Source organism: Teichococcus aerofrigidensis, assembly GCF_054073225.1.
In genome coordinates this window covers 1-23,489 of record NZ_JBSXMU010000059.1, presented here as the reverse complement: position 1 = coordinate 23,489, position 23,489 = coordinate 1, and the positions used below count along the sequence as shown (strand labels likewise).

The 23,489-nt window shown below is 73.9% G+C and carries 18 protein-coding genes and 1 pseudogene; 3 read left to right on the top strand and 16 right to left on the bottom strand.

Features of this window, described 5'->3' with window-relative positions; genetic code table 11:
- A pseudogene (locus ACVMLK_RS13230) lies at positions 1 to 273 on the bottom strand (hypothetical protein); the annotation flags it as partial.
- Between the two features lie 3 nt (positions 274 to 276).
- Here ACVMLK_RS13230 and ACVMLK_RS13225 point away from each other — a divergent pair.
- Positions 277 to 945, top strand: coding sequence for a YggS family pyridoxal phosphate-dependent enzyme (locus ACVMLK_RS13225; protein WP_198366960.1), 669 nt, complete (start codon positions 277 to 279; stop codon positions 943 to 945).
- 64 nt (positions 946 to 1,009) lie between these two features.
- Entirely contained in the window at positions 1,010 to 2,356 is a 1,347-nt protein-coding gene (locus tag ACVMLK_RS13220) for an LLM class flavin-dependent oxidoreductase (RefSeq protein WP_198366959.1), read from the top strand.
- A gap of 53 nt (positions 2,357 to 2,409) precedes the next feature.
- Here ACVMLK_RS13220 and ACVMLK_RS13215 read toward each other — a convergent pair whose 3' ends face one another.
- The 5 genes from ACVMLK_RS13215 to ACVMLK_RS13195 all read right to left on the bottom strand — a co-directional run bounded on the left by ACVMLK_RS13215 (position 2,410) and on the right by ACVMLK_RS13195 (position 8,176).
- Complete coding sequence (locus tag ACVMLK_RS13215; protein ID WP_198366958.1) at positions 2,410 to 2,712, bottom strand: putative quinol monooxygenase; 303 nt, start codon at positions 2,710 to 2,712, stop codon at positions 2,410 to 2,412.
- Between the two features lie 97 nt (positions 2,713 to 2,809).
- Positions 2,810 to 3,388 (bottom strand): helix-turn-helix domain-containing protein, encoded by a 579-nt coding sequence (locus ACVMLK_RS13210; protein ID WP_457486647.1) that lies wholly within the window; start codon positions 3,386 to 3,388, stop codon positions 2,810 to 2,812.
- Positions 3,389 to 3,483: 95 nt separating this feature from the next.
- Positions 3,484 to 5,259 carry a hydantoinase B/oxoprolinase family protein gene (locus ACVMLK_RS13205; protein ID WP_198366956.1) on the bottom strand — a complete coding sequence of 592 codons (1,776 nt, stop codon included), beginning with the start codon at positions 5,257 to 5,259 and terminating at the stop codon, positions 3,484 to 3,486.
- A gap of 16 nt (positions 5,260 to 5,275) precedes the next feature.
- Complete coding sequence (locus ACVMLK_RS13200) at positions 5,276 to 7,333, bottom strand: hydantoinase/oxoprolinase family protein (RefSeq protein WP_457486646.1); 2,058 nt, start codon at positions 7,331 to 7,333, stop codon at positions 5,276 to 5,278.
- Positions 7,334 to 7,444: 111 nt separating this feature from the next.
- Positions 7,445 to 8,176, bottom strand: a complete 732-nt coding sequence (locus tag ACVMLK_RS13195; RefSeq protein WP_457486645.1) for a haloacid dehalogenase type II — start codon at positions 8,174 to 8,176, stop codon at positions 7,445 to 7,447.
- A gap of 186 nt (positions 8,177 to 8,362) precedes the next feature.
- On the opposite strand from ACVMLK_RS13195, the gene pepN reads away from it, so the two are divergent.
- A complete protein-coding gene (gene pepN / locus ACVMLK_RS13190) occupies positions 8,363 to 10,987 on the top strand; it encodes an aminopeptidase N (protein WP_457486644.1) in 2,625 nt (874 codons plus the stop codon).
- Positions 10,988 to 11,008: 21 nt separating this feature from the next.
- Here the strand turns inward: pepN and ACVMLK_RS13185 are convergent, their stop codons facing one another.
- The 10 genes from ACVMLK_RS13185 to ACVMLK_RS13140 form a co-directional block, all read right to left on the bottom strand.
- Positions 11,009 to 12,697, bottom strand: a complete 1,689-nt coding sequence (locus ACVMLK_RS13185) for a methyl-accepting chemotaxis protein (protein WP_457486643.1) — start codon at positions 12,695 to 12,697, stop codon at positions 11,009 to 11,011.
- A 77-nt stretch (positions 12,698 to 12,774) separates the two neighbouring features.
- Positions 12,775 to 13,905, bottom strand: coding sequence for a c-type cytochrome (locus ACVMLK_RS13180; protein ID WP_457486642.1), 1,131 nt, complete (start codon positions 13,903 to 13,905; stop codon positions 12,775 to 12,777).
- Positions 13,902 to 14,576, bottom strand: a complete 675-nt coding sequence (locus ACVMLK_RS13175; protein ID WP_457486641.1) for a cytochrome c oxidase assembly protein — start codon at positions 14,574 to 14,576, stop codon at positions 13,902 to 13,904. Before ACVMLK_RS13175 ends, ACVMLK_RS13180 begins: the two co-directional genes overlap by 4 nt.
- Positions 14,576 to 14,953 carry a hypothetical protein gene (locus tag ACVMLK_RS13170; RefSeq protein ID WP_457486640.1) on the bottom strand — a complete coding sequence of 126 codons (378 nt, stop codon included), beginning with the start codon at positions 14,951 to 14,953 and terminating at the stop codon, positions 14,576 to 14,578. The genes ACVMLK_RS13175 and ACVMLK_RS13170 overlap by 1 nt, the downstream gene beginning before the upstream one ends.
- 10 nt (positions 14,954 to 14,963) lie before the next feature.
- Entirely contained in the window at positions 14,964 to 17,489 is a 2,526-nt protein-coding gene (ctaD, locus tag ACVMLK_RS13165) for a cytochrome c oxidase subunit I (protein ID WP_457486639.1), read from the bottom strand.
- Positions 17,486 to 18,445: a cytochrome c oxidase subunit II gene (gene coxB / locus ACVMLK_RS13160; protein ID WP_457486638.1), complete on the bottom strand. Its 960-nt coding sequence runs from the start codon at positions 18,443 to 18,445 to the stop codon at positions 17,486 to 17,488. Before coxB ends, ctaD begins: the two co-directional genes overlap by 4 nt.
- A gap of 99 nt (positions 18,446 to 18,544) precedes the next feature.
- Positions 18,545 to 19,876, bottom strand: a complete 1,332-nt coding sequence (locus ACVMLK_RS13155; RefSeq protein WP_198366947.1) for a capsule biosynthesis protein — start codon at positions 19,874 to 19,876, stop codon at positions 18,545 to 18,547.
- Between the two features lie 35 nt (positions 19,877 to 19,911).
- The gene (locus ACVMLK_RS13150) at positions 19,912 to 21,126 is read right to left on the bottom strand and encodes a dATP pyrophosphohydrolase (protein WP_422922390.1); all 1,215 of its coding nucleotides are present in this window, start codon (positions 21,124 to 21,126) and stop codon (positions 19,912 to 19,914) included.
- Positions 21,123 to 22,457 (bottom strand): aminotransferase class I/II-fold pyridoxal phosphate-dependent enzyme, encoded by a 1,335-nt coding sequence (locus ACVMLK_RS13145; protein WP_457486637.1) that lies wholly within the window; start codon positions 22,455 to 22,457, stop codon positions 21,123 to 21,125. The genes ACVMLK_RS13150 and ACVMLK_RS13145 overlap by 4 nt, the downstream gene beginning before the upstream one ends.
- Before the next feature lie 66 nt (positions 22,458 to 22,523).
- The coding region (locus tag ACVMLK_RS13140; RefSeq protein WP_457486636.1) for a ketoreductase domain-containing protein at positions 22,524 to 23,489 on the bottom strand (966 nt) is incomplete at its 5' end.

The following is a 23,489-nucleotide window of genomic DNA, read 5'->3' as shown; positions in this document are numbered from 1 at the left end:
GTGCAGCCCGGCCCGCCAGGCCAGGGCCGGGCGCGGCGCGGCGCCGAGGAGCAGGACGAGCCTCCGCCGCCGCCCGAGTCGCGCCATCTCTCCGAGCAGGGCCGGGGGCAGGCCGCGGGCCACCACCCCGCCGCCACGGGGCAGGCCGGCGGCGGCGGGCCTGGGGTCGGGCAGGCGCGCCGGATCGCTGAACAGCCAGAGGCGGGGCAGCGCCGCGCCCCGCCGGCTGCGGCCCGGCTTGAGCCGGGATGCCGCGCCCTCTACCGTCCGCATGCCATGGCCTCCATCTCCGACAACCTGAAGCACATCCAGGACCGCATCGCCGCCGCCTGCGCAAGCGCCGGGCGCGATGCCGCCGGCGTCACGCTCGTCGCCGTCTCCAAGTTCCATCCGGCCGACTCGGTGGCCGCCGCCCTGGCCGCCGGCCAGACGACCTTCGGGGAGAACCGGGTGCAGGAGGCGATGGGCAAGTTCCCGGACCTGCGCCCGGCCCATCCGGCGCTGCGCCTGCATCTGATCGGCGCCCTGCAGACCAACAAGGCGCGCGACGCCGTGCGGGTGGCCGATGTCATCGAGAGCCTCGACCGGCCACGGCTCGCCGCCGCCCTGGCCGAGGCCATGCGGCGCGAGGGGCGGCGGCCCGCCCTGCTGGCGCAGGTCAATATCGGCCGGGAGCCGCAGAAGGCCGGGATCGATCCGGACCGGCTGGCGGACTTCCTCGCCGAATGCCGGGAGGCGCATGGCCTCGCCATCGAAGGGCTGATGTGCATCCCCCCGGCCGCGGAGGACCCGGCGCCGCATTTCGCGGCGCTGGCGGAAAGCGCCGCGCGACTCGGCCTTCGCACCCTTTCGATGGGGATGAGCGGCGATTTCGAGACCGCGATCCGCCACGGTGCGACGCATGTCCGGGTAGGCACGGCGATCTTCGGCGAGCGCCAGGCCTGAGGCGGCTTCCATCCGAGACGATGAGGACATTATAGTGGACGGCGCACCCCACCGGAGCGCCGTCATGTCCCGCCAGATCCGCCTGAACGCCTTCGACATGGCCTGCCTCGGGCATATCCAGCAGGGGCTCTGGACGCATCCGCGCGACAACAGCCTGGGCTACAACCGCCTGGAGCACTGGGTGGATCTGGCCCGGACGCTGGAGGCCGGGCTGTTCGACGGCCTCTTCCTGGCCGATGTGCTCGGCATCTACGATGTGCTGGGCGGCGGGCCGGAGGCCGCGCTGCGGGGGGCGGTGCAGGTGCCGCTGCTCGACCCGGCGATGCTGGTCCCGGCCATGGCGGCGGCGACCACGCATCTCGGCTTCGGCATCACCTGCAACCTGGCCTATGAGCCGCCCTTCCTCTTCGCCCGGCGGATGTCCACGCTGGACCACCTGACGCGCGGGCGCGTCGGCTGGAACATCGTCACCGGCTATCTCGACAGCGCGGCGCGCGCCATGGGCCTGGCGCGGCAGATGGCGCATGACGACCGCTACGACCTGGCTGAAGAGTATATGGAGGTGGTCTACCGCCTCTGGGAAGGCAGCTGGGCCGGGGACGCCGTGCGGGCGGACCGGGCCGCCGGGCTCTATGCCGATCCCGCCCGGGTCCGGCGGGTGCGGCATGCCGGGCCGCAGTACCAGCTCGACGCCATCCATCTCTGCGAGCCCTCGCCGCAGCGCACGCCGCTGCTCTATCAGGCCGGCGCCTCGGACCGGGGCCGCGCCTTCGCCGCGCGGCATGCCGAATGCGTCTTCCTCAATGGCGGGCCGAAGCCGCAGGTGGCGGCGCTGGTGGCCGATCTGCGCGCCCGGGCCGCGCCACGGCCCATCCAGGTGCTGGTCGGCGCCACGGTGATCGTGGGGGCGACCGAGGCCGAGGCGCGCGACCTGCTGGAGGAGTATCGCCGCCACGCCAGCGTCGAGGGGGCGCTCGCCCATGCCGCCGCCTCGCTGGGCATCGACTTCGACCGCTACGGCATGGACGAGCCGATCGAGGCCGGCGGCAGCCAGGCGATCCAGTCCAATGTCACCGCGATGCGGCAGGCGGCGGGCGCGGTGCTGACCAAGCGGAGGCTGATCGACCAGTTCGTCCTGGGCAGCCGGCAGCCGCCGATCGTCGGGTCCGCCACGCAGGTGGCGGAGGCGCTGCTGGCCTGGGTCGCCGAGGCCGATGTCGACGGCTTCAACCTCTCCCGCACGGTCATGCCGGAAGGGCTGGAGCGATTCGTCCGCCTGGTGGTGCCGATCCTGCAGGAGCGGGGCGCCTACAAGACCGGCTACGCGCCCGGCACCTATCGCGAGAAGCTGTTCGGCGCCGGGCCGCTGCTGGCGCCCCCGCATCCGGCGGCCGGCCTCCGCCTGGCGTGAAGGCCGGCCCGGGGCGCGCCGTGGCTCAGGCGGCCAGGGCCAGGATGCGGGCGTCAGGATGCGGGCGTCAGGATATGGATCGCCCGGCTCGCCACCATCTCCTTCGTGCGCTCGCCATAGGCCTGCATGTGCGGCGAGGCGGCATGCGCCTTCAGCGCCTCCGGGCTGGCCCATTTCTCGACGACGACGAAGCTGTCCGGCCCGAAGGCGGCGGGCGTGCGCTCGGCGTCGATGGCCGGGCCGTATTCGATGCAGCCCTCCTCGGCCAGCACCGCCGGCATATTGGCGCGGAACTCCCGCAGCACGGCCTCGCGCTGGCCCGGCTTGGCGGTGATGATGGCGATGACATGGATCATGCGATGGACGCTCCCTTGGCGGGGCCTGTCGCCGGCCCCGGACAGCCGGGATGCTAGGGGGCGGAGGGCGGCCTGCCAACCGGCCGGCGGCCGCCCCTCACCGCCGCAGCAGCGCCACTAGGTAGCGGCACGCCGCCGTGCCGGGATTGTGGAAGCGGCAGGGCGCGGGCGGGCCGAGACGGAGACAGTCGCCCGGATGCATCTCGTGCCGCGAGGCGCCCTGCGTGAAGTCCAGCCGCCCTTCCAGCAGCAGGATCTGCTGGTCCTGGATGAAGGCGAAGGCGGCGGCGGGGTAGTCCACCGAACGGCCTGGCGGCAGCACGCCCTCCACCAGCTCCAGCGGTGTCGGCGGGCCACCGGCCGGCGTCACCGCGCGGCGGGTGAAGCCGGTTTCCGGATCGCTCCAGAGCGGCTGGGCGGCGGCGGGCAGGAGCTGGCCGGCGCCGTGCTCCACACGCGCCAGCAACTGCGACAGGCTGAGGCCGAAGGCGCCGGACAGCCGGCCGAGCAGGGCGGCGGTGGGGCTGACCTCGTCCCGTTCGATCTTGCTGATCATCGCCTTGGAGACACCGGAGCGCTCGGCCAGCTCGGCGAGCGACCAGCCGCGGGCCTCGCGCTCGGCCTTCAGCCGCTGGGCGAGGAGGGATGCGGCATCGGCGGGCATGGCGCGGAGCATAGGCAGGCGGCCGGATGGTGGCCAGAGGGGGGGTGCCAGGGCGGAATGGCCGGCGCCTCCCCCTGGTCACCCCTCCTTGGTCATCTCTCGGGGGGCTATCGGCCCGTGCGGAGCGCGCGGGTCGCGGCCTCGTCGATGCCCTCCCCGGCGATCGCCACGCCGTAGTCGCGCCGGGCGGTGGCGGGGGAGATCAGCCCGTCCAGCACATCCTCCAGCACCCGCGCCGGGTCGCGCCGGAAGGGGTCGCCATAGCCGCCGCCGGCCGGACCCTCGCAGAGGAAGGTGTCTCCCGCCTTCACCGCCCGGTGCGGCACCTTCGAGGGCAGCGCCGCCGTGCCGCCCGCCGCGCCGAGCAGGCTGAGCCGGGCGGTGGCGCCCGCGCCGCCGCCGAGGAAGCCCCAGGGCCGGTGCGCGTGGCCCTCGCCCTCGACCGAGGTGCCGGCATCGGTCAGGAAGCGGATCTCGCGCACCGAGCCGAGGCCGCCGCGCCACTCGCCGGCGCCGGCCTCGTCCTCGCGCAGCTCGTAGCGGGTCACGCGCAGCGGCAGGTGGCTCTCGATGTCCTCGATCGGGTTGTTGCGGGTGTTGGCGTAGAGCGTGTCCACCGCGTCCATGCCGTCCTGCCCGGGCCGCCCGCCATAGGCGCCCTCGAAGATCTCCATGTGCACCCAGTGCCCCTCCTCCCGCAGGCCGGAGAAGGCGATGACCTTGAGGTTGCCGATGCCGGCCGAGACCTGTCCCGGCACCGCCTGGGCCAGCGCCTTCATCACCGTGTCGGCCAGCTGGTTGCCCGGGCAGAAGCGGGCGATGGTGGGCGCCGGGAAGGTCGGGTTGGCGAGGCAGCCCCGCGGCGCGCGGATCTCGATCGGCCGCGTCAGCCCCTCGTTCACCGGGACATGGCCGAGGATGGCGGTGTCCAGCAGCACCGAGCGGACGGTGAGCCAGACGGCGACATCCACCGTGCCATGGAAGGGCATGTTGATCGGCCGGTCCGGGATCTGCGGCGCGGTGCCCTCGAGGTCCACCACCAGCCCGTCGCCGACCTTGGTGACGGTGGCGACGATCGGCAGGTCGCGCCGCGCCGGGTCGTCCAGGTAGCCGTCGATCCGCGTCTCGGCGCGCCAGCTCCCCTCGGGCAGGGCGGCGATGGCGCGGCGCATCAGCCGCTCGGCCTGGTCCAGCATGGCGGCGCAGGTGGCGCGGAAGCCGGCCAGGCCATGCTGCGCGACCAGCGCCGCCATCCGCTCGGCGCCGATGCGGCTGGCCGCCACCTGCGCCTCCATGTCGCCCACCACCAGCTCCGGCGCGCGCAGGTTGTCGCGCAGCATCTGCCAGACCGCCTCGTTGCGGACGCCGCGATCATGGACCTTGATCGCCCGGAAGCGCAGCCCCTCGGCATAGGCGTCGATGGCGTCGACGATGCCGCAGGAGCCGGGCGTCAGCGCGCCGATGTCGAGATGATGCGCCGTGGTGACGGAAAAGCCGACGAGGTGCTCCCCCGCCTGATCCACGTGAAACACCGGCACCAGGAAGGCGACGTCCGGCCCGTGGCTGGCGCCGCCATAGGGGTCGTTGTGCATGATGACGTCACCGGGCCGGACCGGCTCGCCCCGCGCGGCGAGCGTCGCCAGCACCGCCTTGACGTAGCCGGGGATGGGGCCGGATTGCAGCGGCGTGGATTGCGCCGATTCCGCCAGGCCCTGCCCGGTCTCGTCGGTCAGGGCGGCGCCGAAATCCTCCGATTCGCGGATGATCGAGGAATAGGCCATCCGCATCAGCTTGTAGCCGACCTCGACGGCGATGGTCTCCAGCGCGCCCTGCAGCACGCTGACGGTGACCGGGTTGACGGCATCCGGGGTGGTGTCGCGCATGGCTCCGTCTCCGGGCTCAGAGTTCGATCAGCAGGTTGCCGCCGGCCTCGGCGGTCAGGCGGCAGCCGGGCGGCACCACCGTGGTGCTGTCGGTCTGCAGCACGATGGCCGGGCCGGGGATCGCCTCGCCCACCGGCAGCAGCTCGCGCCGCAGATAGGGCGTGTCGTGCACCTCCGGCGCCTCGGCGCTGCCGAAGACCACCGGGCCGCGCCGGACCAGCGCCTCCGTGAGCGATCCGCCCACCCGTGGCGGCGGCGCGCCGAGATGGGGCCGCGGGATGGCGCCGGTGACGCGCAGGTTGACGATCTCGACCACCCGCTCGGGGAAGGCGTGGCCGTATTCCGCCTTGTGCTGGGCGTGGAAGCGCGCGAGCAGGGCCGCCGCATCCGCCTCCTCCGCCGGCCAGGCGACGCGCAGCTCGTAGCCCTGGCCGGCGTAGCGCAGGTCGGCGGCGCGGCCGAAGCGCGCCGCGGCGGCGGGCAGGCCGTCGGCGGCGAAGCGCGCGGCGATCTGCGCCTCCATGGCGGTGAAGTCGGCGGCGATGCGCGGCAGGTCCATCGCGTCCGACAGCTGGAAGCAGGTGCGCACGGCATCGACCGAGAGGTCGGTGGTCAGCAGCCCCATGGCCGAGGTGATGCCCGGATGCGGCGGCACCAGCACGGCGCGCCCCTCCAGCAGGCGCGCCACCTCGGCCCCGTGCAGCGGCCCGGCGCCGCCGAAGGCGACCAGGGCGTAGTCGCGCGGGTCGATGCCCTTCTGCACCGTGCGGCTGCGGATGGCGTTCGCCATGTTGGCGTTGACGACCGTGAGGATGCCGAGCGCCGCCGCCTCCAGACCGAGGCCCATCCGCTGCGCGAAGCGGCCGACCGCGTCGCGCGCCGCGGCGGCATCGAGCGTCATGCCGCCGCCGAGGAAGTTCTCCGGGTCGAGCCGGCCGAGGACGATGTTGGCGTCCGTCACCGTCGCCTCGGTGCCGCCGCGCCCGTAGCCGGCGGGGCCCGGCTGCGCGCCGGCCGATTGCGGCCCCACCCGGAAGGCGCCGCCGGCATCCTGCCGGGCGATCGAGCCGCCGCCGGCGCCGATGGTGTGGATGTCGATCATCGGCACCAGCAGCGGGAAGCCGGCGATCCAGGTGTCGCGCGCCGAGGCCTCGCCGAAGCGGCCCTGGCTGACGATGGCGATGTCGGCCGAGGTGCCGCCGATGTCGAAGGTGATGAGGTCGTCCCGGCCGGAGAGCCGGCCGGCCCAGGCGCCGCCCAGCACCCCGGCGGCGGGGCCGGAGAGCATGGTCAGCACCGGCTGCTCCGCCACCATGGCGACCGAGGCGACGCCGCCCGTCGAGCCCATCACCTGCAGGTCGCCGCCGACGCCGGCCTCGCGCAGCCGGGCGGCCAGGCGGGAGACATAGTCGCGCACCTTCGGCCCGACGAAAGCGTTCATGGCGGCGGTGGTGAAGCGCTCGAACTCGCGGAACTGCGGCGCCACCTCGGCCGAGGTGGTGACGAAGGCCTCCGGATACTCCTCCCGGACGATGTCCCGTGCCCGCAGCTCATGCGCCGGGTTGAGGTAGGAGAAGAGGAAGCAGATGGCGATGGCCTCGACCCCCGCGGCCCGGAGTGCCCGGGCGGCGGCGCGCACCTCGTCCTCGTCCAGCGGCACCAGCACCTCGCCACGCGGCGGCACCAGCCGCTCGGTCACGACATGGCGGTGGCGGCGGCGCACCAGCGGCCGCGCCTGCCAGGGGATCTGCTGCTGGATGGAATAGTGCTCCGGCCGCTGGTGCCGGCCGATGTGCAGAACGTCGCGGTAGCCGCGCGTGGTGATCATCCCCGTCAGCGCGCCGCGGTGCTCCAGCACGGCGTTGGTGGCGATGGTGGTGCCGTGCAGCACCTGATCGACCGCCCCCGGCGCGAGGCCGGCCTTGCCGCACAGCTCGACCACGCCGCGCGTGACGCCGAGGGAGGGATCGGCCGGGGTGCTGGAGACCTTGTGGATCACGGCGCGGCCGCTGGCGGTCTCGGCCAGCACCAGATCCGTGAAGGTTCCGCCCACATCGACGCCGATCAGATTCATGACGATCCCAGCCTCCCTCATGCCATGCGGCGGCGGGCCGCGCGCCCGGAGGCCAGCAAGCGTCATGCCAGGGCGGCCCGGCTCCGCGAGGCCGACGGATCGGGCGCCGCCCTATTCCCCGAGCCGCGCCTTCTCCGCCTGGTGCGCCGCCGCCAGCCCGGCCAGCGAGGCGAAGCGGAAGTCGTAGCCGGCGCCGGACGAGGGCGGCGACGCGGCGCCCCAGCCTTCCGGATGGCGCCGCCGGTCGATCCAGGCGGAGGCGAGGCCCATCCGCTTGGCCGGCGCATGGTCGTGGAACAGGCTCTGCGCGACATGCAGGATCTCCCCCTGGCCATGGCCGAGGGCGGCCAGCCGCGCCAGCAGGTGTTCGAAATTGCGCAGGCTGGGCTTGTAGCTGCCGATATCCTGGGCGGTGCAGACGATGTCGAAGGCGGTCCCGAACCGCTGGGCGCTGCCGGCGAAGCTCGCGCGGTCCACATTGGACAGGATGGCCAGCCGGTAGTGCCGCTTCAGGTAGGCCAGCGCCCCGGCGGCGTCGGGGAAGGCCGGCCAGTCCGGCACGGAGGCGCCGAAGCGCAGATGTTCCGCCTCGTCCGGCTCGATGCCCCATTCATCGGCCAGCTGGCGGTGCACATTCGCCAGCAGGCCGGAATAGAGCATGCCAGGGGATTCCGCCTGCAGGGTGGATTCATGCCGGACGAAGGCCTCGAGAACCGTGTCGCGGTCCAGCTCCAGCCCGCCACGCCGCAGCAGGGGCCGCAGGCCGGCATGGACGCCGCTTTCCCAGTCGATGAGCGTGCCGTAGCAATCGAAGGTCAGTACGCGGAAATCCTGCAGGCGCATCGCGTCGTCTCCGGCGGCCGGGTGGGGTCAGCGTGGCATGTCCGGGCCCCGGCGGGGAAGCGCGGAATCCGCCTCCGCCCGCCGCCCGGTCGGGGGGGTGGCCCAGGGGACGGTCAAGGGGATGGTCAAGGGGCGCCCAGGGTCCATACTGCCGGCCCGAATGCCGCGCAGACCGAGGGCGATGCCATGACCGCCGAACCATCCGCCACCACGCCCCCGCCGACCATCCGCCGCGAGGATTATCGCCCGCCGGCCTTCCTGGTCGACAAGGTCGATCTGCACTTCGCCCTGCACCCGGCGGCGCCGCGGGCCCGCGCCCGGCTGGCGCTGCGGCGCAATCCGGCGGCGCCGGCGGCGGCGGATCTGCTGCTGGACGGCGAGGCGCTGCGGCTTGTCGCGGCGCGGCTGGACGGCGAGGTGCTGCCGCCCGCGCGGATGCGGGCCGAACCGGGCGGCGGGCTGGCCGTGCTCGGCGTGCCCGATGTCTTCACCCTGGAGACCGAGGTGGAGATCGACCCGGAGGCCAACAGCGAGCTGTCGGGCCTGTACCGCTCGGGCGGCAACTACTTCACGCAGTGCGAGGCGGAGGGCTTCCGCCGCATCACCTACTTCCCCGACCGGCCGGACGTGATGGCGCGCTACACGGTGACGCTGGAGGCCGACAGGGCTGGCTGTCCCGTGCTGCTCTCCAACGGCAACCCGGACGGCGCGGGCGATCTGCCGGAGGGCCGGCACTGGGCGCGCTGGACCGACCCGCATCCGAAGCCCTCCTACCTCTTCGCCGTGGTGGCAGGCGACCTGGTGGCGCTGCGCGACCGTTTCACCACCCGCTCGGGCCGCGAGGTCGCGCTCGCCATCTGGGTGCGGCGCGGCGAAGAGGACGCCTGCGACCACGCCATGGATGCGCTGAAACGCTCGATGCGGTGGGACGAGGAGGCCTATGGCCTCGAATATGACCTCGACGTGTTCAACATCGCCGCCGTCTCGGACTTCAACATGGGGGCGATGGAGAACAAGGGGCTCAACATCTTCAACACCAAGTACATCCTGGCCCGGCCGGAGACGGCGACGGATGCGGATTACGAGGGCATCGAGACCGTTGTCGCGCATGAATACTTCCACAACTGGACCGGCAACCGCGTCACCTGCCGCGACTGGTTCCAGCTTTCGCTGAAGGAAGGGCTGACGGTCTTCCGCGACCAGCATTTCAGCGCCGACCAGGGCAGCGCCGCGGTCCGGCGCATCGCCGATGTCCGCCGCCTGCGCGCCGCCCAGTTCCCCGAGGATGCGGGGCCGATGGCGCATCCCGTGCGGCCGGATTCCTACGTCGAGATCAACAACTTCTACACCGCCACGGTCTACCAGAAGGGCGCCGAGGTGGTGCGGATGATGCGGGCCCTGATCGGCGAGGCGAACTTCCGCAAGGGGATGGACCTCTACATCGCCCGGCACGACAACCAGGCGGTGACGATCGAGGATTTCGTCGCCGCCATGCAGGAGGCTTCCGGCACCGACCTCTCCGCCTTCACCCGCTGGTACGCCCAGGCCGGCACGCCGGAGGTGGCGGTGCGCGAGGCCTTCGACGCTGCCGCGGGCCGCTACACCCTGACGCTGGCGCAATCGACGCCGCCGACGCCGGGCCAGCCGGAGAAGCTGCCGGTGCCGATCCCGGTGGCCATGGGGTTGATCGGCCCCGATGGGCGGCCGGCGGCCGCGCCGCGCGTGCTGCTGCTGGAGGAGGCGGAGCGGGATTTCGTCTTCGAGGGGCTGCGGGAACGGCCCGTGCCTTCGCTGCTGCGCGGCTTCTCGGCGCCGGTGAAACTGTCCGGCCTGCCGCTGGAGAGCCTGGCCTTCCTGGCGGCGAAGGACAGCGACCCCTTCGTCCGCTGGGAGTCCGGCCAGCAATACGCCACGACCGAGATGCTGCGCCTCGTGGGCGACGTCCGCGCCCAGCGCCCGCTCGTCCTGCCGGAGGGGCTGGCCGGCATCACCGCCGCGCTGCTTGACCGGGCGGAGGAGGACCGTGCCTTCGCCGCCGAGGCCCTGGTGCTGCCCTCCGAGGATTTCGTCGCCGACCAGATGCCGGTGGCCGATCCGGAGGCCGTGCACGCGGTGCGCCGCTTCCTGCGCCGCGCGCTGGGCACGCGCTTCGCCGCCCGCCTCGCCGCGCTGCACGACCGGCTGGCCGATTCCGGCCCCTACCGGACGGATGGCGCCGCCATCGGGCGGCGGGCGCTGCGCAATGCCGCGCTGTCCTATCTCGCCGCCGCCGAGGGCGGCGATGGGCTGGCGCGGGCCGAGGCGCAGTACGCGGCGCGGCAGAACATGACCGACGTGCTGGCGGCGCTGCGCGTCCTGGCCGATGCGGAAGGCCCGGCGCGCGAGGCCGCGCTGGAGGATTTCCACGCCCGCTGGCGGCACGACGAGCTGGTGCTGGACAAGTGGTTCGCGATCCAGGCCACCGCCGACCGCCCGGACCTGCTGGCGCAGGTCGAGGCCCTGTCGCGGCATGCCGATTTCGACCTGCGCAACCCGAACCGGGTGCGCGCGCTGATCGGCGCCTTCGCCAGCGGCAATCCGGCCTGGTTCCACCATGCCTCCGGCGAGGGCTACCGCTTCCTGGGGGGAATGGTCGCGCGGCTCGACGCGGTGAACACCCAGGTCGCGGCCCGCATGGTCGGGCCGCTCGGCCAGTGGAAGCGCCAGGACGCCGCGCGCGGGGCGATGATGCGGCAGGAGCTGGAGCGCATCCTGGCCCGGCCCGGCCTCAGCAAGGGCACTTACGAGAAGGTCTCGAAGGCCCTGGCCTGAGGCGTCCGGGCGCGCCGCCGCTCAGGCGGCGCGCACCCGCGTGGTGAAGTCGCGCACCTCGCCGTTCAGCCGCTCGGACTGCCGCGAGAGCTCGGAGGCGGCCGCCAGCACCTGCGAGGCGGCGGCCCCGGTGTTGCTGGCGCCCTGGCTCACCAGGCCGATCGACTGCCCGACCGCCGTCGTCGCCTGCGCGGTCTGCTGCACCGTGCGGGCGATCTCGCTGGTGGCGGCGCTCTGCTCCTCCACCGCCGCGGCGATGGCCACGGTGATCTGGCTCATCTCGTTGATGGTGCTGACGATGCGGCGGATCTCGCCGACCGCCTCCTGGGTCGCCTGCTGGATCTGGCCGATCTGGCCGCCGATCTCCTCGGTCGCCTTCGCGGTCTGCGCGGCCAGCGACTTCACCTCGCTCGCCACCACCGCGAAGCCCTTGCCGGCCTCGCCCGCCCGCGCCGCCTCGATTGTCGCGTTCAGCGCCAGCAGGTTGGTCTGCCCGGCGATGTCGCTGATCAGCCCGACCACGTCGCCGATGCGGCCGGCGCCCTCGGCCAGGGTGGAGACCGTCGTGTCGGTGCGCTGCGCGTTCTCCACCGCCTGCCGGGCCACGCCGGTGGCCTGGGCGACCTGCCGGCTGATCTCCTGGATGGCGCTGGTCAGCTGCTCCGTCGCCGCCGCCACGGTCTGCACGCCGCCGCTCGCCTCGCCGGCGGCGGTGGCGACCTGGCTGGCCTGGCCGTTGGTCTGCTCGGCCGTGCCGCTCATGTCGCGCGCGGTGGCCTCCAGCTCGGTCGAGGCGGAGGACAGGATGCCGACCATCTCGCCGACACGGGCCTCGAAGCCGCGCACCAGCTCGGCCAGCGCCAGGGCGCGCTGCTCCTTGCCCCGCCGGTCGGCCTCCTGCGCGGCCCGCAGGCGGTCGGCCTCGATCAGGCTCTCCTTGAAGCTCCGCACGGCGGTGGCGATGGCGCCCAGCTCGGTGCCGCGGCCAAGATCCGGAACCTCGGCCTCCAGGCGGCCCGCGGCCAGCGCCTCCATCGGCCGCAGGATGGCGGCGATGCCCTGGCCGATGCCCCGGACCATCAGCACGCCGAGGCCGATGGCCAGCACCACGGCGAGCGCCAGGACGCCGAGGGTCAGCGAGCCCAGGGTGGCGGTGGTCTCGGCGCCCTGCCGGCGGGCGGCGTCCGCCTGCTGGCCCGCGGTCTCGATCAGCCAGTCGATCACGCCGGCGGCGCCCTCCGCCGCCTGGCGCACGGCCTGCTGGTTGAGCGCCTCGGCCTCGGCCAGGCGGCCCTCGCGCACCAGCTCGGCCACGCGGGCGGCGCCGGACTTGTAGGCCGCCCAGTGCCGCGCCAGCTCGTCGACCATCTGCTGCCCGGCCGGGGTGGTGATATGGCGCCGGAAGTCCCGTATCGCGGTGTCGAAGCCGGTGGCCTGCCGCTCCACCCGCCGGGCCTGCTCCTCCAGGGCCGGCGCGTCCTTGACCAGGAGCAGGTAGAGCACCGAGACGCGCGCCTCGTTCAGCGCCGCGCGCAACCCCCCGGCCTCGCGCAGGGCGGGCAGGCGGCTGTCGGCGATCCGGCTGCTGACCTCGTCCATCCGGGACAGGCCATGCAGGGACATGCCGCCCATCGCGGCCAGGAGCAGGAGCATCAGGCCGAAGCTGCAGGTCAGCTTCGCCTTGATCGAGAGGCGTTGAAGCAGGGGCATGCGGATCAGGCCTTTCCGGTCTTCCTGCCTCCAGCCTCCCATCTGAAGATTACCAAACCCTCAGCGCCGCCGCGATTTCAGGGCGAGCCGGGTGCCCGCGCGGCGAACCAGGCGGAGACGGCGCGGGCCGCCTCCGCCGGAAGGCGGCGGCCGATCGTCTCCATCACCGGGCCATGGGGGCCGCCACCCCGCGGCGCCGCCTCCCGCCAGAGGCGGAGCTGGTTCTCCAGATAGGCGGCGTGCTGGCCATCCAGGCGCGGCCAGGCCGGGTTGCGGGCCAGGGCGGCGGCGCCGTGGCAGGACAGGCAGGCCGGGACGCCCTCCGCCGGCAGCCCTTCCCGCGCGATCCGCCCGCCCTGGGCCAGCAGGCCCGGCGCGGCCTTCCGCGACGGGGCGGCCGTTGCTGGAACGGCGGGTGCCTGGGCGGCGAAATGCGCCGCCAGGGCGCGCAGCGCCGCCTCGTCCGCGCGTGCCGCCGGAGGCTGCATCATGCCGCTGCGGCGGCGGCCCTCGGAGAAGGCGCGCAGCGTGTCGTGGAGATAGGCCTCGCTCTGCCCGGCGAGGATCGGGAAGGCCTCGTTCTCCCGCCCCCGCCCGTCGACACCGTGGCAGCGGGCGCAATCGGCCAGCATGTCCTGCAGGGGCGCGGCCAGGCTCTCGCCGCCGGCGACGCCGGAGCCCGGCTGCCGCCCCGCGGCCGCGCCGAAGGCCAGATCGCGGTAGCGCTCGGCCTCCATCCGCGGCAGCGCCCGGAGGAAGGCGACCATGGCCCAGATCTCGTCATGCCGCCCGGGCTCCACCCAGGCCGGCATGCCGCTGTAGCGCACGCCGTGCTGGACGATGCGGAACAGCTGCTCCGGCGTCCAGGCATCGAGCGCCCGGCCGAAATCCGGCGGCGGCGGCAGGCTGGCCTGGACGATGGGGTTCTGCCGCTCGCCCGGCGCGCCGTGGCAGGGGGCGCAGCCGGTGGCGTAATGCCCGGCGCCCCGGTGCAGCAGGGCGGGATCGTCCAGCGGCGGTGCCGCGATGCCGAGGGCGTGGGTGCGGACCGAGTTCCGCATCACCCAGTGCAGGAACCACTCCGTCACCGCCCAGTGCCCGCCGCTGGCGCCGATGTTGATGACGCCGGACCAGCCGACCAGCATCCCGCCGAGCAGCAGGGCGGCGAGGCCGAGCAGCACGCGCTTCCAGGTCAGGCGCAGGGTCATCGCGTTTCCTCCGGGGCGGGATCGCGCAGCAGCCGCGCCGCCAGCCAGAGGCCGCCGGCCAGATAGGCGCCGCCGCCGGCCAGCAGCATCACCACGCCGCCCAGGGCCTGGTCCTCCAGCGCGGTCAGGCCCGGGATGCCACCGCCGGCGGCGGGGGCCGCATGGCCCGGATGCCCCTCATGGCGGTAGAGCGGACGCGGGGCGAGGCCGATCAGCGCGCCGAGCAGCGTCATGTGCATCGAGGTCAGCAGCAGGCCCAGGATGCCGGCGGCCTGGCGCGGCCGGCTCTCCGCCGCCCCGGCGCCCAGGCAGCTCAGCCAGACCAGGGTCGCGGCGGCGAGGAAGCTCGCCTGCTCCAGCGCCATCAGCCCGAGGCTCTCGCGCGCCGCCCGGTGCGGCCCGGGCGCGTGCCAGCCCCAGATGACGACGAACTCGATGGCCGAGGCCAGGACCGGGGCGCCCGACAGCCGGCCCAGCGCCCCGCCGGACGGGCACCGCGCCGCCAGGCCCAGCGCCAGCAGCGGTGCCGCCACCGCCACCACCGCCATGTGCATCGCCATGTGGCCGGTGAAGGAGGCGCCGAGCGCCCAGCGCAGCGGCCCGCCCCAGGCCAGCGCCAGGACGCCCAGCGCCAGCACGCCGAGGCCGAGCGGCAGGGCGGGGCCGCGCATCAGCGGCAATCCGCGATGGTCAGCGCCGGCAGCGCGACGAAGAGCACGGCCACGAAGCTGAGCGCGCAGAGCAGCAGCGTCGCGAAGCCGAGGAAGCGCTGCCGGTCGTCGTCGGTCGGGTTGTCGTGCGGCGGATCCGCCGTGCCGAAGCCCCAATGGCGCCGCGCCTGGTGCCCGGCCACCAGGATCAGCGCCAGGGCCAGCAGCGTGGCGAGGCCGACGCCGAGGCGCGGCAGCGGGATGGCGGCGAAGGGATCGCCCGCCTTGGCGCAGGCCACGGCGCCCAGCACATAGCAGAGCAGGAAGTGCAGCGCCCAGATGGCGGGCGGCGCCAGCAGGGTCCGGAGATCGGCGTGGCGGCGGTTGTGGATCAGCATGTCGCCCGCCTCATCCGACCAGCGGGAAGAGGGCGACGGTCGCCAGGGTGACGAAGCCGGTCAGCGCCGCGAAATGCCAGTAGAGGACGACATTGTGCAGGTCGATGTCGTGCTCGGGGGTCAGCCGGCCGGCCAGGCTGCGGGCCAGGGCGTAGAGGCTCATGACGATGCCGAGCGCGAGGTGCAGCGCCGCCCAGATCAGCAGCACCCAGACGGCGGCGGGATAGGCGTGGCTGGTCGGGTCCAGCCCTTCCGCCCAGGGGCCGGCCAGCATGGCCAGGGCGCCTGCCGCCGCCAGCAGCGCCGCGCCGGCCAGCGCCGCGCGGGGCGCTGCGATGCCGCCCTGCCCGCTCCAGCGCCGCGCCGCCAGCATCAGCCCCCAGGCGCCCGCGGTGGCGAGCGCGGCGAGGCCGGGCCAGAGCAGGCCGGGCCCCAGGGGCAGGCCGTCCGGCCCGGGCGGCGGGAAGACCGGGTGGATGGTCCAGAAGTAGAAGTAGCTGAAGACCAGGCTGGCGAAGGCGGTCATGTCGCCGGTCATGGTGATGAACATCGCCCACCAGCCGACGGAACGGATGCCCGAGGCGTAGAGCGGCAGCGCGACGCCCTGCCCGATGTCCTTCTCGCGCTTCTCCGGGATCACCGCCGTGCCGCGCCAGAGCCAGAGGATGATGGCGGCCATGGCGGCGAGGCCAAGGACCAGCCCCGCCCGGTAGAGGTGGAAGGTGGTCAGGATGAAGACCGCGCCGGTCAGCGCCGCCGCGATCATCGGCAGGAAGCTGTTGCCGGGCACGCGCAGGCACTGGATCGGCCGCGCGTCGAGCACGGAGGTGACGAGCGTCTCGCGCCGGCCCTCCTCCGCGTCGGGCAGGAACTCCAGGCCCTGGTCGACACGGCGCGGCAGGTCCGGATCGTCCCAGAGCGGGTAGCGCGAGCGGATGGCGGGCACGCTGCGCACGCCGTATTCCGGCCCCGGCAGCGGGTTCAGCCATTCCAGCGTGCCGGCGTTCCACGGGTTGCGCGGCGCCGGCGGGCGGCGGCGATAGCCCCAGACGGCGTCCCAGGTGAAGAGCAGCACGCCGGCGGCGAAGACCGCGGCGCCGATCGAGGAGACCAGGTTCAGCGTGTCCCAGCCGATGCCGGCGGGATAGGTGAAGACGCGGCGCGGCATGCCGCGCAGCCCGGTGACGTGCATCGGCAGGAAGGCGATGTTGAAGCCCAGGAACATCAGCCAGAACACCCAGCGGCCCAGCCGGTCGGAGAGCTTCCGCGCCATCACCAGCGGGAAGTAGTAGTAGGCGCCGGCGATCAGCGGCAGCACCATGCCGCCGATCAGCACGTAGTGCAGGTGCGCGACGACGAAGTAGCTGTCGTGCGCCTGCCAGTCGAAGGGGGCGATGGCCACCATCACGCCGGTCAGCCCGCCGATGATGAAGATGGCGAGCGCGCCGGCGGCGAAGAGCATCGGCACCGAGCGCGTCATCCGCCCCGCCAGCATGGTGGCGAGGAAGACGAAGATCTGCACGCCCGTGGGGATCGCCACCGCCTCGGAGGCGGCGGAGAAGAAGCCGAGCGAGATCGCCGGCAGGCCCACGGTGAACATGTGGTGGACCCACAGGCCGAAGCTCAGGAAGCCGGTGCCGACGGCGGCGAGCACGATCCAGGAATAGCCGATGATCGGCCGCCGCGCGAAGGTCGGCACGATCATCGCCAGCAGTGCGATCGAGGGCAGGAAGACGATATAGACCTCGGGGTGGCCGAAGATCCAGAACAGGTGCTGCCACAGCACCGGGTCGCCGCCGCGGCTGACGTCGAAGAAGGGCCAGCCGGCCAGCCGCTCCAGCTCGAACAGGATGTCGCCCGCGATCAGCGGCGGGAAGGCGAAGAGGATCATGCCGCCGACGATCAGCACGTACCAGCAATAGAGCGGCATGGTGTTGATGCGCATCCCCGGCGGCCGGCACTTCAGCACGCCGACGATGAGCTCGACGGCGGCGGCGATCGAGGCGACCTCGATGAAGGAGAGGCCCAGCAGCCAGATATCGGCGCCGATGCCGGTGAGCGCGGGGTCGGTGGTCAGCGGCGGGTACATGAACCAGCCGGCATCGGGGGCGGCGTTGAAGAGGATCGAGCCGCAGACGAAGATCCCGCCGATCAGGAAGCACCAGTAGCCATAGGCGGACAGGCAGGGGAAGGGCAGGTCGCGCGCCGCCAGCATGGTGGGCAGGATGAGGATCGCCACCGCCTCGAAGATCGGCACGGCGAACAGGAACATCATCGCCGTGCCGTGCAGCGTGAAGGCCTGGTTGTAGAGCCCGGCCGGGATCAGGTCGTTGTCCGGCACGGCGAGCTGCGCCCGCACCAGCAGCGCCAGCGCGCCGGCGAAGAGGAAGAACAGGAAGGCGGTGGCGGTGTACCATCGCCCCACCTCGGTGTTGTTCACCGCCGACCAGTAGCGCAGGCCCCGGGGCGTCTCCCAGGCCTGCTCCAGCCGCGCCTCCTGCGCCGCGCGGCGGGCCTCGTCCGGCGCCGCGCTCATCGCAGGTCTCCGAGCCAGCCGGCGATGGCCTCGAGCTCGCCGCGCGGCAGCATGGCGTAGTCCGGCATGCGCGCGGCCGGCTTGATCTGGCCGACCCGCGCGATGAAGGCGGCGCGCTGCGCGGCGGTGTTCTCCAGGATGCCGGCGCCGAGGCCGCGCCGGCCGCCGAGATGCGTCAGGTCCGGCCCGATCACGCCGCGCGCCGGGGTGCCGCGCACGCTGTGGCAGGCGCCGCAGCCATGCTTCAGGAAGGCCTCGCGGCCCGGCCCCGCGGCGGTGGCCGGTGCCGCCTCGCGCGCCAGGAAGGCGGCGAAGTCCGCGGGCTCCATCACCTCGACCTCGAAGGCCATCAGCGCGTGCGAGGCGCCGCAGAACTCGGCGCAGGCCCCGCGGTAGAGCCCCGCCTTCCGCGGCTCCAGCACCAGGCGGTTGGTGCGGCCGGGGATCATGTCCATCTTGCCGGCCAGGTTCGGTATCCAGAAGGAATGGATGACGTCGCGCGCGGAGAGGCGCAGCTCGACCCGCTCGCCGCGCGGCAGGCGCAGCGCGTTGGCGCTGACCACCGGGGCGCCGCCGGGCGGGTGATAGCGGACGCGCCACCAGAACTGCTCGGCCTCGACCTCGACGAGGAGCGGCCCGCCGGGGGCGCGCAGCGCCGGCATCAGCACCAGGCCGTACACCAGCAGCACGGCGAGCAGCAGCGTCGGCACCACCGCGCCGCCCCAGAGGATCAGGCGCCCCGCGGCGCGCGGGCTCCAGGGCCGGGCGCGGCGCCGGGCGGCATGCAGCGAGAGCGCCAGCATCAGCAGCCAGATGACGGTGCCGGCGGCCAGCATGACCCAGAACAGGCGCGCCAGCTCGGCCGCCTCGAAACCCGCCGGGTCCAGCGCGGACTGGATGCCGGAGCAGCCAGGCAGCAGCAGCAGGCCTCCGCCGGCACGCCAGAGACCTGTCATGCCGGAGGTGTCGCGCAAATCCCCAAGCTCCCGCTGCCCCGCCGTGCAACGCCGGAAGCCGCGCCCGGTTTCGGGACCGGCCCGCGCGGCGGCGCGACCTCAGGCCGGCTGGGGAGGATAGGCTTGCTGCCGCTCCGGCCGGATGTACCAGCCCGGCGCGGCCGTGCCGGGATCCTCGTCCGGCGCCATCAGCTCCGGCACCGGCTGGTTGAGCCGCCCATGGTGCAGCCGGTGCACCGCTCCGCGCACGGCGACATCCAGGCCGGGCCGGTTGTAGTAGACGCCGCGGATGTGCAGGCTGTGCGCGATGCAGCGCAGGAAGCCCTCGCGCAGCGGGATCTCGGGCGGCTTCGCCTCGGTCCAGAAGCGGTCGAGCGGGCCGGAGAAGACCAGGCCGGGGATGCGGTAGATCGCCTCGCCAAGCGCGAAGGTCGGCGTGTGGTCGATGATGGCGCGCAGGCCCACCGTGCTGTTCACCGTCACCACGCCCTGCACCTGCTCCACGATGGCGCCGAGGTTGCCGCCGCCGAGATAATGCATCCGCTCCTGCAATCCGTATTGCCGGGCGATGCGGGCGCTGCGCCGCTTCCAGTTCTTCATGCCCGGATCAAGCGGATGCACCTTCACCAGCAGGTGCGCGTCCGCCGGCGCATGGGCCGCGAAGCTGGCGGCCACCTCGTGCAGCACGGTGTCGAGGTCGCGATACCGGGAATAGGCGCGGATGGAGAAGTCGGTCTCCATCTGCATCGCCATCAGGAAGAGCGGCCCGCGCCCGGTCAGGCGCTTCAGGATGGCGTCCGCCCGCCGGTTGCTGGCGCCGCGCCGCAGCAGCCGCCAGGCGACGCCGAGATAGACCGGGATCGGGTGGTGCAGCTGGTGGCTGTCGTAATGCGGGAAGGGCCAGGGCATCAGGCTGGCCAGATGGTAGAGCATGTCCCAGGCCGCCTGGCTGCGGAAGTCGTCGTGATGGCGCACGGCGAGGTCGGGCGGCGGCAGCTTCGCGCCCTCGCGCACGATGGCCTCCGGGTCGCGGGTGAAGCGGCTGGCGGCGTTCATGCCGTCGCGCTCCAGGACGATCCAGTCGGGGCGGATATAGCCGAAATCGGTCACCGCCACGCGGATGCCGCGCGCCTCGGCGGCGGCGATGGCGACCTTGTTGTAGGGCCGCTGCTCGCCGATCAGCACCATGTCGGTGATGCCGTGCCGGTCCAGGAAGGCGGCGATGAAGTCCGGCCATTCGGCGGCACGGCCGCGGAAATCGACGGCGCCGGGGCCGCGCCAGAAGAAGCGGTCGCCGAGATTGAGGTTGATGCGATGGACCTGATGGCCCAGCGCCCGCAGCCCGGCGCCGACCTCATCGAAGAAGGGCGAGATCGGCCCCTGCAGGAACAGGAAGCGCTTGGGTGGAGGAGGAGGGGCCGCGGCCGACATCGTTGCACCCTTGAAAGCGGGTGGCGCGGACCCTGTCAATCTGTGGATGCAATGACGGCCCGATTGGCAGCCAGGGGCAGTGGAGCGCCCCAGATCCGCCATCGGCCCGTGACGGGCGCGGGGAGGCTGTCCATCAGCCGCAGCATGCCGCGATGGTCCTCCAGGATCCAGGAGATCTCGACCCGCCGCCAGCCGCGGCGCTCGGCATGGCCGATCGCGGCCGCCAGCAGCGCGCCGGCGGCCATGCGCCCGGCTTCGGTGCCACGCCAGGCACGGCGGATGCCGAACATCGGCAGCCGTGCGCTGCCCTGGCCATCGATCAGGGCGCGCAGCATCCGCGCCCAGCCCAGCGGCAGCAGCCGGCCATCGAGCCGCGCGGTGGCGGCCTCGACATTCGGCAGCAGCATGGCGAGCCCGATCGGCTCGCCGCGCCATTCGGCGAAATAGCCGCCGCCGGCCAGCAGCATGGGGCGCAGCAGCCGCTTCATGGTGCCGGCCTCGGCGGCGGAGACCGGCAGCGCGCCCCAGTTCTCCGCCCAGGCGTCGTTGAACATGTCGCGGATCAGCGCGACCTCGCGCCCGAGGCCCCGGCGCCGCAGCGGCCGGATGCGCAGCTCGCCGCGCCCGGACCAGGCGGCGAGGCGCGGAGCGAAGGCCGCGCGGTGCGACTCGGTGGCGGTGTCGAGGGTGCAGGCCAGCACGTCCTTCTCCCGGGCCAGGCCGAGCGCGTCGAGCATCGGCGGCAGCCAGGCGGGATTGCGCGGCATGCGCGGCATGGGCAGCGCGCCACCTTCGACCAGCAGGCCGATCTCGTGGTTGATCGTGAAGGAGAAGGGACCCCGCAGGCGCGTCGCGCCCCGCTCCGCCAGCCAGCCGGCGGCCGTGTCGAGCAACGCGGCCAGCACCGCCGGGTCGCGCTCCAGCGCCAGGAAGCCGAAGCTGCCGAGGCCCGCCGTCGCGGCGCCGTCGCGCGGCCAGGCGGCGGCGATGCGCCCCACCGGGCGGCCGTCGCGCCAGGCCAGCCAGCGCGGCACCGTCCATTCGGCGAGCGCGGTGTTGAAGCCAGCGTCGAAGATGCGCCTTGTGTCGGCGAAGAGCGGCACCGACCAGCCGGCGGCGGCGCCGCCCAGCAGCGCCGGCAGGCGGATGAAGAGCTCGGCCTCGGCCGGGGTGGTGACGCGGCGGATCTCCGTCCCGGCGGCGCTGAGGCCGACCGGCCCGGCCGGGAAGGCGCCGCCCTGCCGGGTCATGCCAGGCCCGGCAGGGATTCCACCCGGCCGATGCCGGCGGCGGCCTCGGCCAGCGCGGTGGCGGCGTGGTCGAGATCGGCCTCGCTGTGGTCGGCGGAGAGGAAGAAGCGCAGCCGTGCCGACTGCTCCGGCACGGCCGGGAAGATCACCGTCTGCACCGCGACGCCGCGCTCCAGCAGCGCCGCCGCCACCTTCACCGTGCGCACCGAGGAGCCGAGGACCACCGGCAGGATGGCCCCGCCCTGGCCCGCTCCGGTGTCGAAGCCGCGCGCCCGGATGCGCTCGCGGAGCGCCCGGCCGTTGGCCTGCAGCCGCGCCACGCGCTCCGGCTCGGCGCGCAGGATGCGCAGCGATTCCAGCGCGGCGGCGGCCAGCGGCGGCGCCAGCCCGACGGAATAGACCGAGCCCGGCGCGGTGTGGCGCAGCCAGTCGATCACGTCGGCCCGCGCGGCGATATAGCCGCCGCAGGCCGACAGGGTCTTGGACAGCGTGCCCATCCAGAGATCGACGCCGGCCGGGTCGACACCCTGCGCCTCGGCCACGCCGCGCCCGGTGGCGCCGAGCACGCCGAGACTGTGCGCCTCGTCCACCATCAGCCAGGCGTCGTGCCCGCGGGCGATGCCGACGCAGCGCGCCAGATCCGGCGCGTCGCCATCCATGCTGTAATGGCCCTCGACCAGCAGCAGGGCGCGGGTCGAGGGCCCCTGGGCGCCGCGCCGCGCCGCCGCCATCTCGCGCTCGGCCGCCGCCATGTCGTTGTGCGCGAAGGGGATGCGGCGCGCGCCCGAGAGGCGGATGCCCTCGGTGCAGGAATTGTGGATGGCGGCGTCATGCACCACGATGTCACGCGGGCCCATCAGGTGGCCGATGGTGGTGACGTTGGTGGCATGGCCGGAGACGAAGGTCAGCGCCGCCTCGGCGCCGTGCCATTCGGCCAGCGCCGCTTCCAGCGCGAGATGCAGGTCGCGCTCGCCCGAGGTGATGCGCGAGCCGGAGGGCGAGACGCCGTAGCGCTCGATCGCCGCCTTCGCCGCCGCCTGCACGCGCGGATCGTCGTTCAGGCCGAGATAGTTGTAGCTGGCGAAGTTCACCACTTCGCGCCCGCCGATGCGGCTGTGCGCCCCGGCCAGCCCGTCATGCGCGCGGAAGAAGGGCTGGCGCAGGTCGAGCGATTCGATGGCGGTCTTCAGCAGGGCGAAGTCGCGCATGCCGGGGAGCGTCGTGAAGTCGCGCGCGCTGCCGGCATCGGCGCGCGGGGCGGCGCTGTCGCGGCGGCGCGAGAGGCGGGCGAGCAGCGCCATGCGGGCGGTGGCGGACAGTCCGACGGTCATGCGCGTGCTTCCCTGGTCCTCATGGACGCCTCCGCCACGGGGTGCCGCCCCTGCAGGAGAGAGACCTCATTCCGCCGCCGCCTCTGGCGTCGCCGCCCGGCTCGGCTCGAACTGCTCGACCAGCCCGGCCAGCCCGTCATCGCCGCCGCCCAGGCCCTCGGCCAGCTTGCGCGCCAGGCTGTCGATGGTCAGCTCCTCCGTCACCGAGGCGAGCGGCACCGGCATCGCCAGGCGCTGCTCCAGCGCGCCGCGCAGCTCCAGCCCCCCCAGGCTGTCGAGGCCGAGGCCGGCGACCGGCGCGTCCACCGGCACCGCCTCGGGCGGCAGGCGCAGGATGCGCGCCACCTCCTCCTGCACCGTCTGGCGCAGCAGGGCGCGGGCGGCGTCGGGCGGCAGGGACTGCAGATGCGCGCGCAGCCCGCCGGCCTCGGGCAGGGGCTCGGCGCGGCCGCGCACCCGCGAGAACAGCGGCTCCTCCAGGATCGGCAGCGCCATGCGCGCCTCGCGCCAGCCGACGCGGGCGAGGGCCAGGACCGGCGCGCCGCTGGCCAGCATGGCCGGCAGGGCCGAGAGCGCCTCGGCGGCCGTCATGGCCTCGACGCCGAGGCGCCGCGCCAGGGTCCCGACGGTGGCGGCATCGCCGGCCAGCACGCCCGCATCGGCGATCGGGCCCCAGCCCACCGCCAGCGCCGGCAGCCCCTCCGCCCGCCGGCGCCGCGCCAGCGCCTCCAGCGCCATGTTGGCGGCCACGTAGTTCGCCTGTCCCGGATTGCCCATGGCCGTGGTGGCCGAGGAGAACAGGAGGAAGAGCTTCACCGGATCCTGGCGCGTCAGCCGGTCCAGCGCCTCGGCGGCGGCGAGCTTCGGCGCCAGCACGGCGGCGAAGCGCCGCGCGTCCAGCGCGGTGGCCGCGGCATCGTCGAAGACGGCGGCGGCCTGGACGACGCCGACCAGCGGCCGCCCCTCGGCGCGGATGCGGGCCAGCGCGCCCTCCAGCGCCGCCGGATCGGCGGCATCGGCGGCGTGCAGGCT

Excerpts from the sequence above, each read along its gene's own strand:
- ACVMLK_RS13175 (WP_457486641.1), bottom strand. The coding sequence starts at position 14,576 with ATGCGCGGCCCCGCCCTGCCGCTCGGCCTCGGCGTGCTGGCGCTGGGC.
- ACVMLK_RS13155 (WP_198366947.1), bottom strand. The coding sequence starts at position 19,876 with ATGTCGGCCGCGGCCCCTCCTCCTCCACCCAAGCGCTTCCTGTTCCTG.
- ACVMLK_RS13170 (WP_457486640.1), bottom strand. The coding sequence starts at position 14,953 with ATGCTGATCCACAACCGCCGCCACGCCGATCTCCGGACCCTGCTGGCG.
- ACVMLK_RS13150 (WP_422922390.1), bottom strand. The coding sequence starts at position 21,126 with ATGACCCGGCAGGGCGGCGCCTTCCCGGCCGGGCCGGTCGGCCTCAGC.
- ACVMLK_RS13185 (WP_457486643.1), bottom strand. The coding sequence starts at position 12,697 with ATGCCCCTGCTTCAACGCCTCTCGATCAAGGCGAAGCTGACCTGCAGC.
- ACVMLK_RS13215 (WP_198366958.1), bottom strand. The coding sequence starts at position 2,712 with ATGATCCATGTCATCGCCATCATCACCGCCAAGCCGGGCCAGCGCGAG.
- ACVMLK_RS13220 (WP_198366959.1), top strand. The coding sequence starts at position 1,010 with ATGTCCCGCCAGATCCGCCTGAACGCCTTCGACATGGCCTGCCTCGGG.
- ctaD (WP_457486639.1), bottom strand. The coding sequence starts at position 17,489 with ATGAGCGCGGCGCCGGACGAGGCCCGCCGCGCGGCGCAGGAGGCGCGG.
- ACVMLK_RS13145 (WP_457486637.1), bottom strand. The coding sequence starts at position 22,457 with ATGACCGTCGGACTGTCCGCCACCGCCCGCATGGCGCTGCTCGCCCGC.
- pepN (WP_457486644.1), top strand. The coding sequence starts at position 8,363 with ATGACCGCCGAACCATCCGCCACCACGCCCCCGCCGACCATCCGCCGC.
- ACVMLK_RS13200 (WP_457486646.1), bottom strand. The coding sequence starts at position 7,333 with ATGAATCTGATCGGCGTCGATGTGGGCGGAACCTTCACGGATCTGGTG.
- ACVMLK_RS13195 (WP_457486645.1), bottom strand. The coding sequence starts at position 8,176 with ATGCGCCTGCAGGATTTCCGCGTACTGACCTTCGATTGCTACGGCACG.
- ACVMLK_RS13205 (WP_198366956.1), bottom strand. The coding sequence starts at position 5,259 with ATGCGCGACACCACCCCGGATGCCGTCAACCCGGTCACCGTCAGCGTG.
- ACVMLK_RS13210 (WP_457486647.1), bottom strand. The coding sequence starts at position 3,388 with ATGCTCCGCGCCATGCCCGCCGATGCCGCATCCCTCCTCGCCCAGCGG.
- coxB (WP_457486638.1), bottom strand. The coding sequence starts at position 18,445 with ATGACAGGTCTCTGGCGTGCCGGCGGAGGCCTGCTGCTGCTGCCTGGC.
- ACVMLK_RS13225 (WP_198366960.1), top strand. The coding sequence starts at position 277 with ATGGCCTCCATCTCCGACAACCTGAAGCACATCCAGGACCGCATCGCC.
- ACVMLK_RS13180 (WP_457486642.1), bottom strand. The coding sequence starts at position 13,905 with ATGACCCTGCGCCTGACCTGGAAGCGCGTGCTGCTCGGCCTCGCCGCC.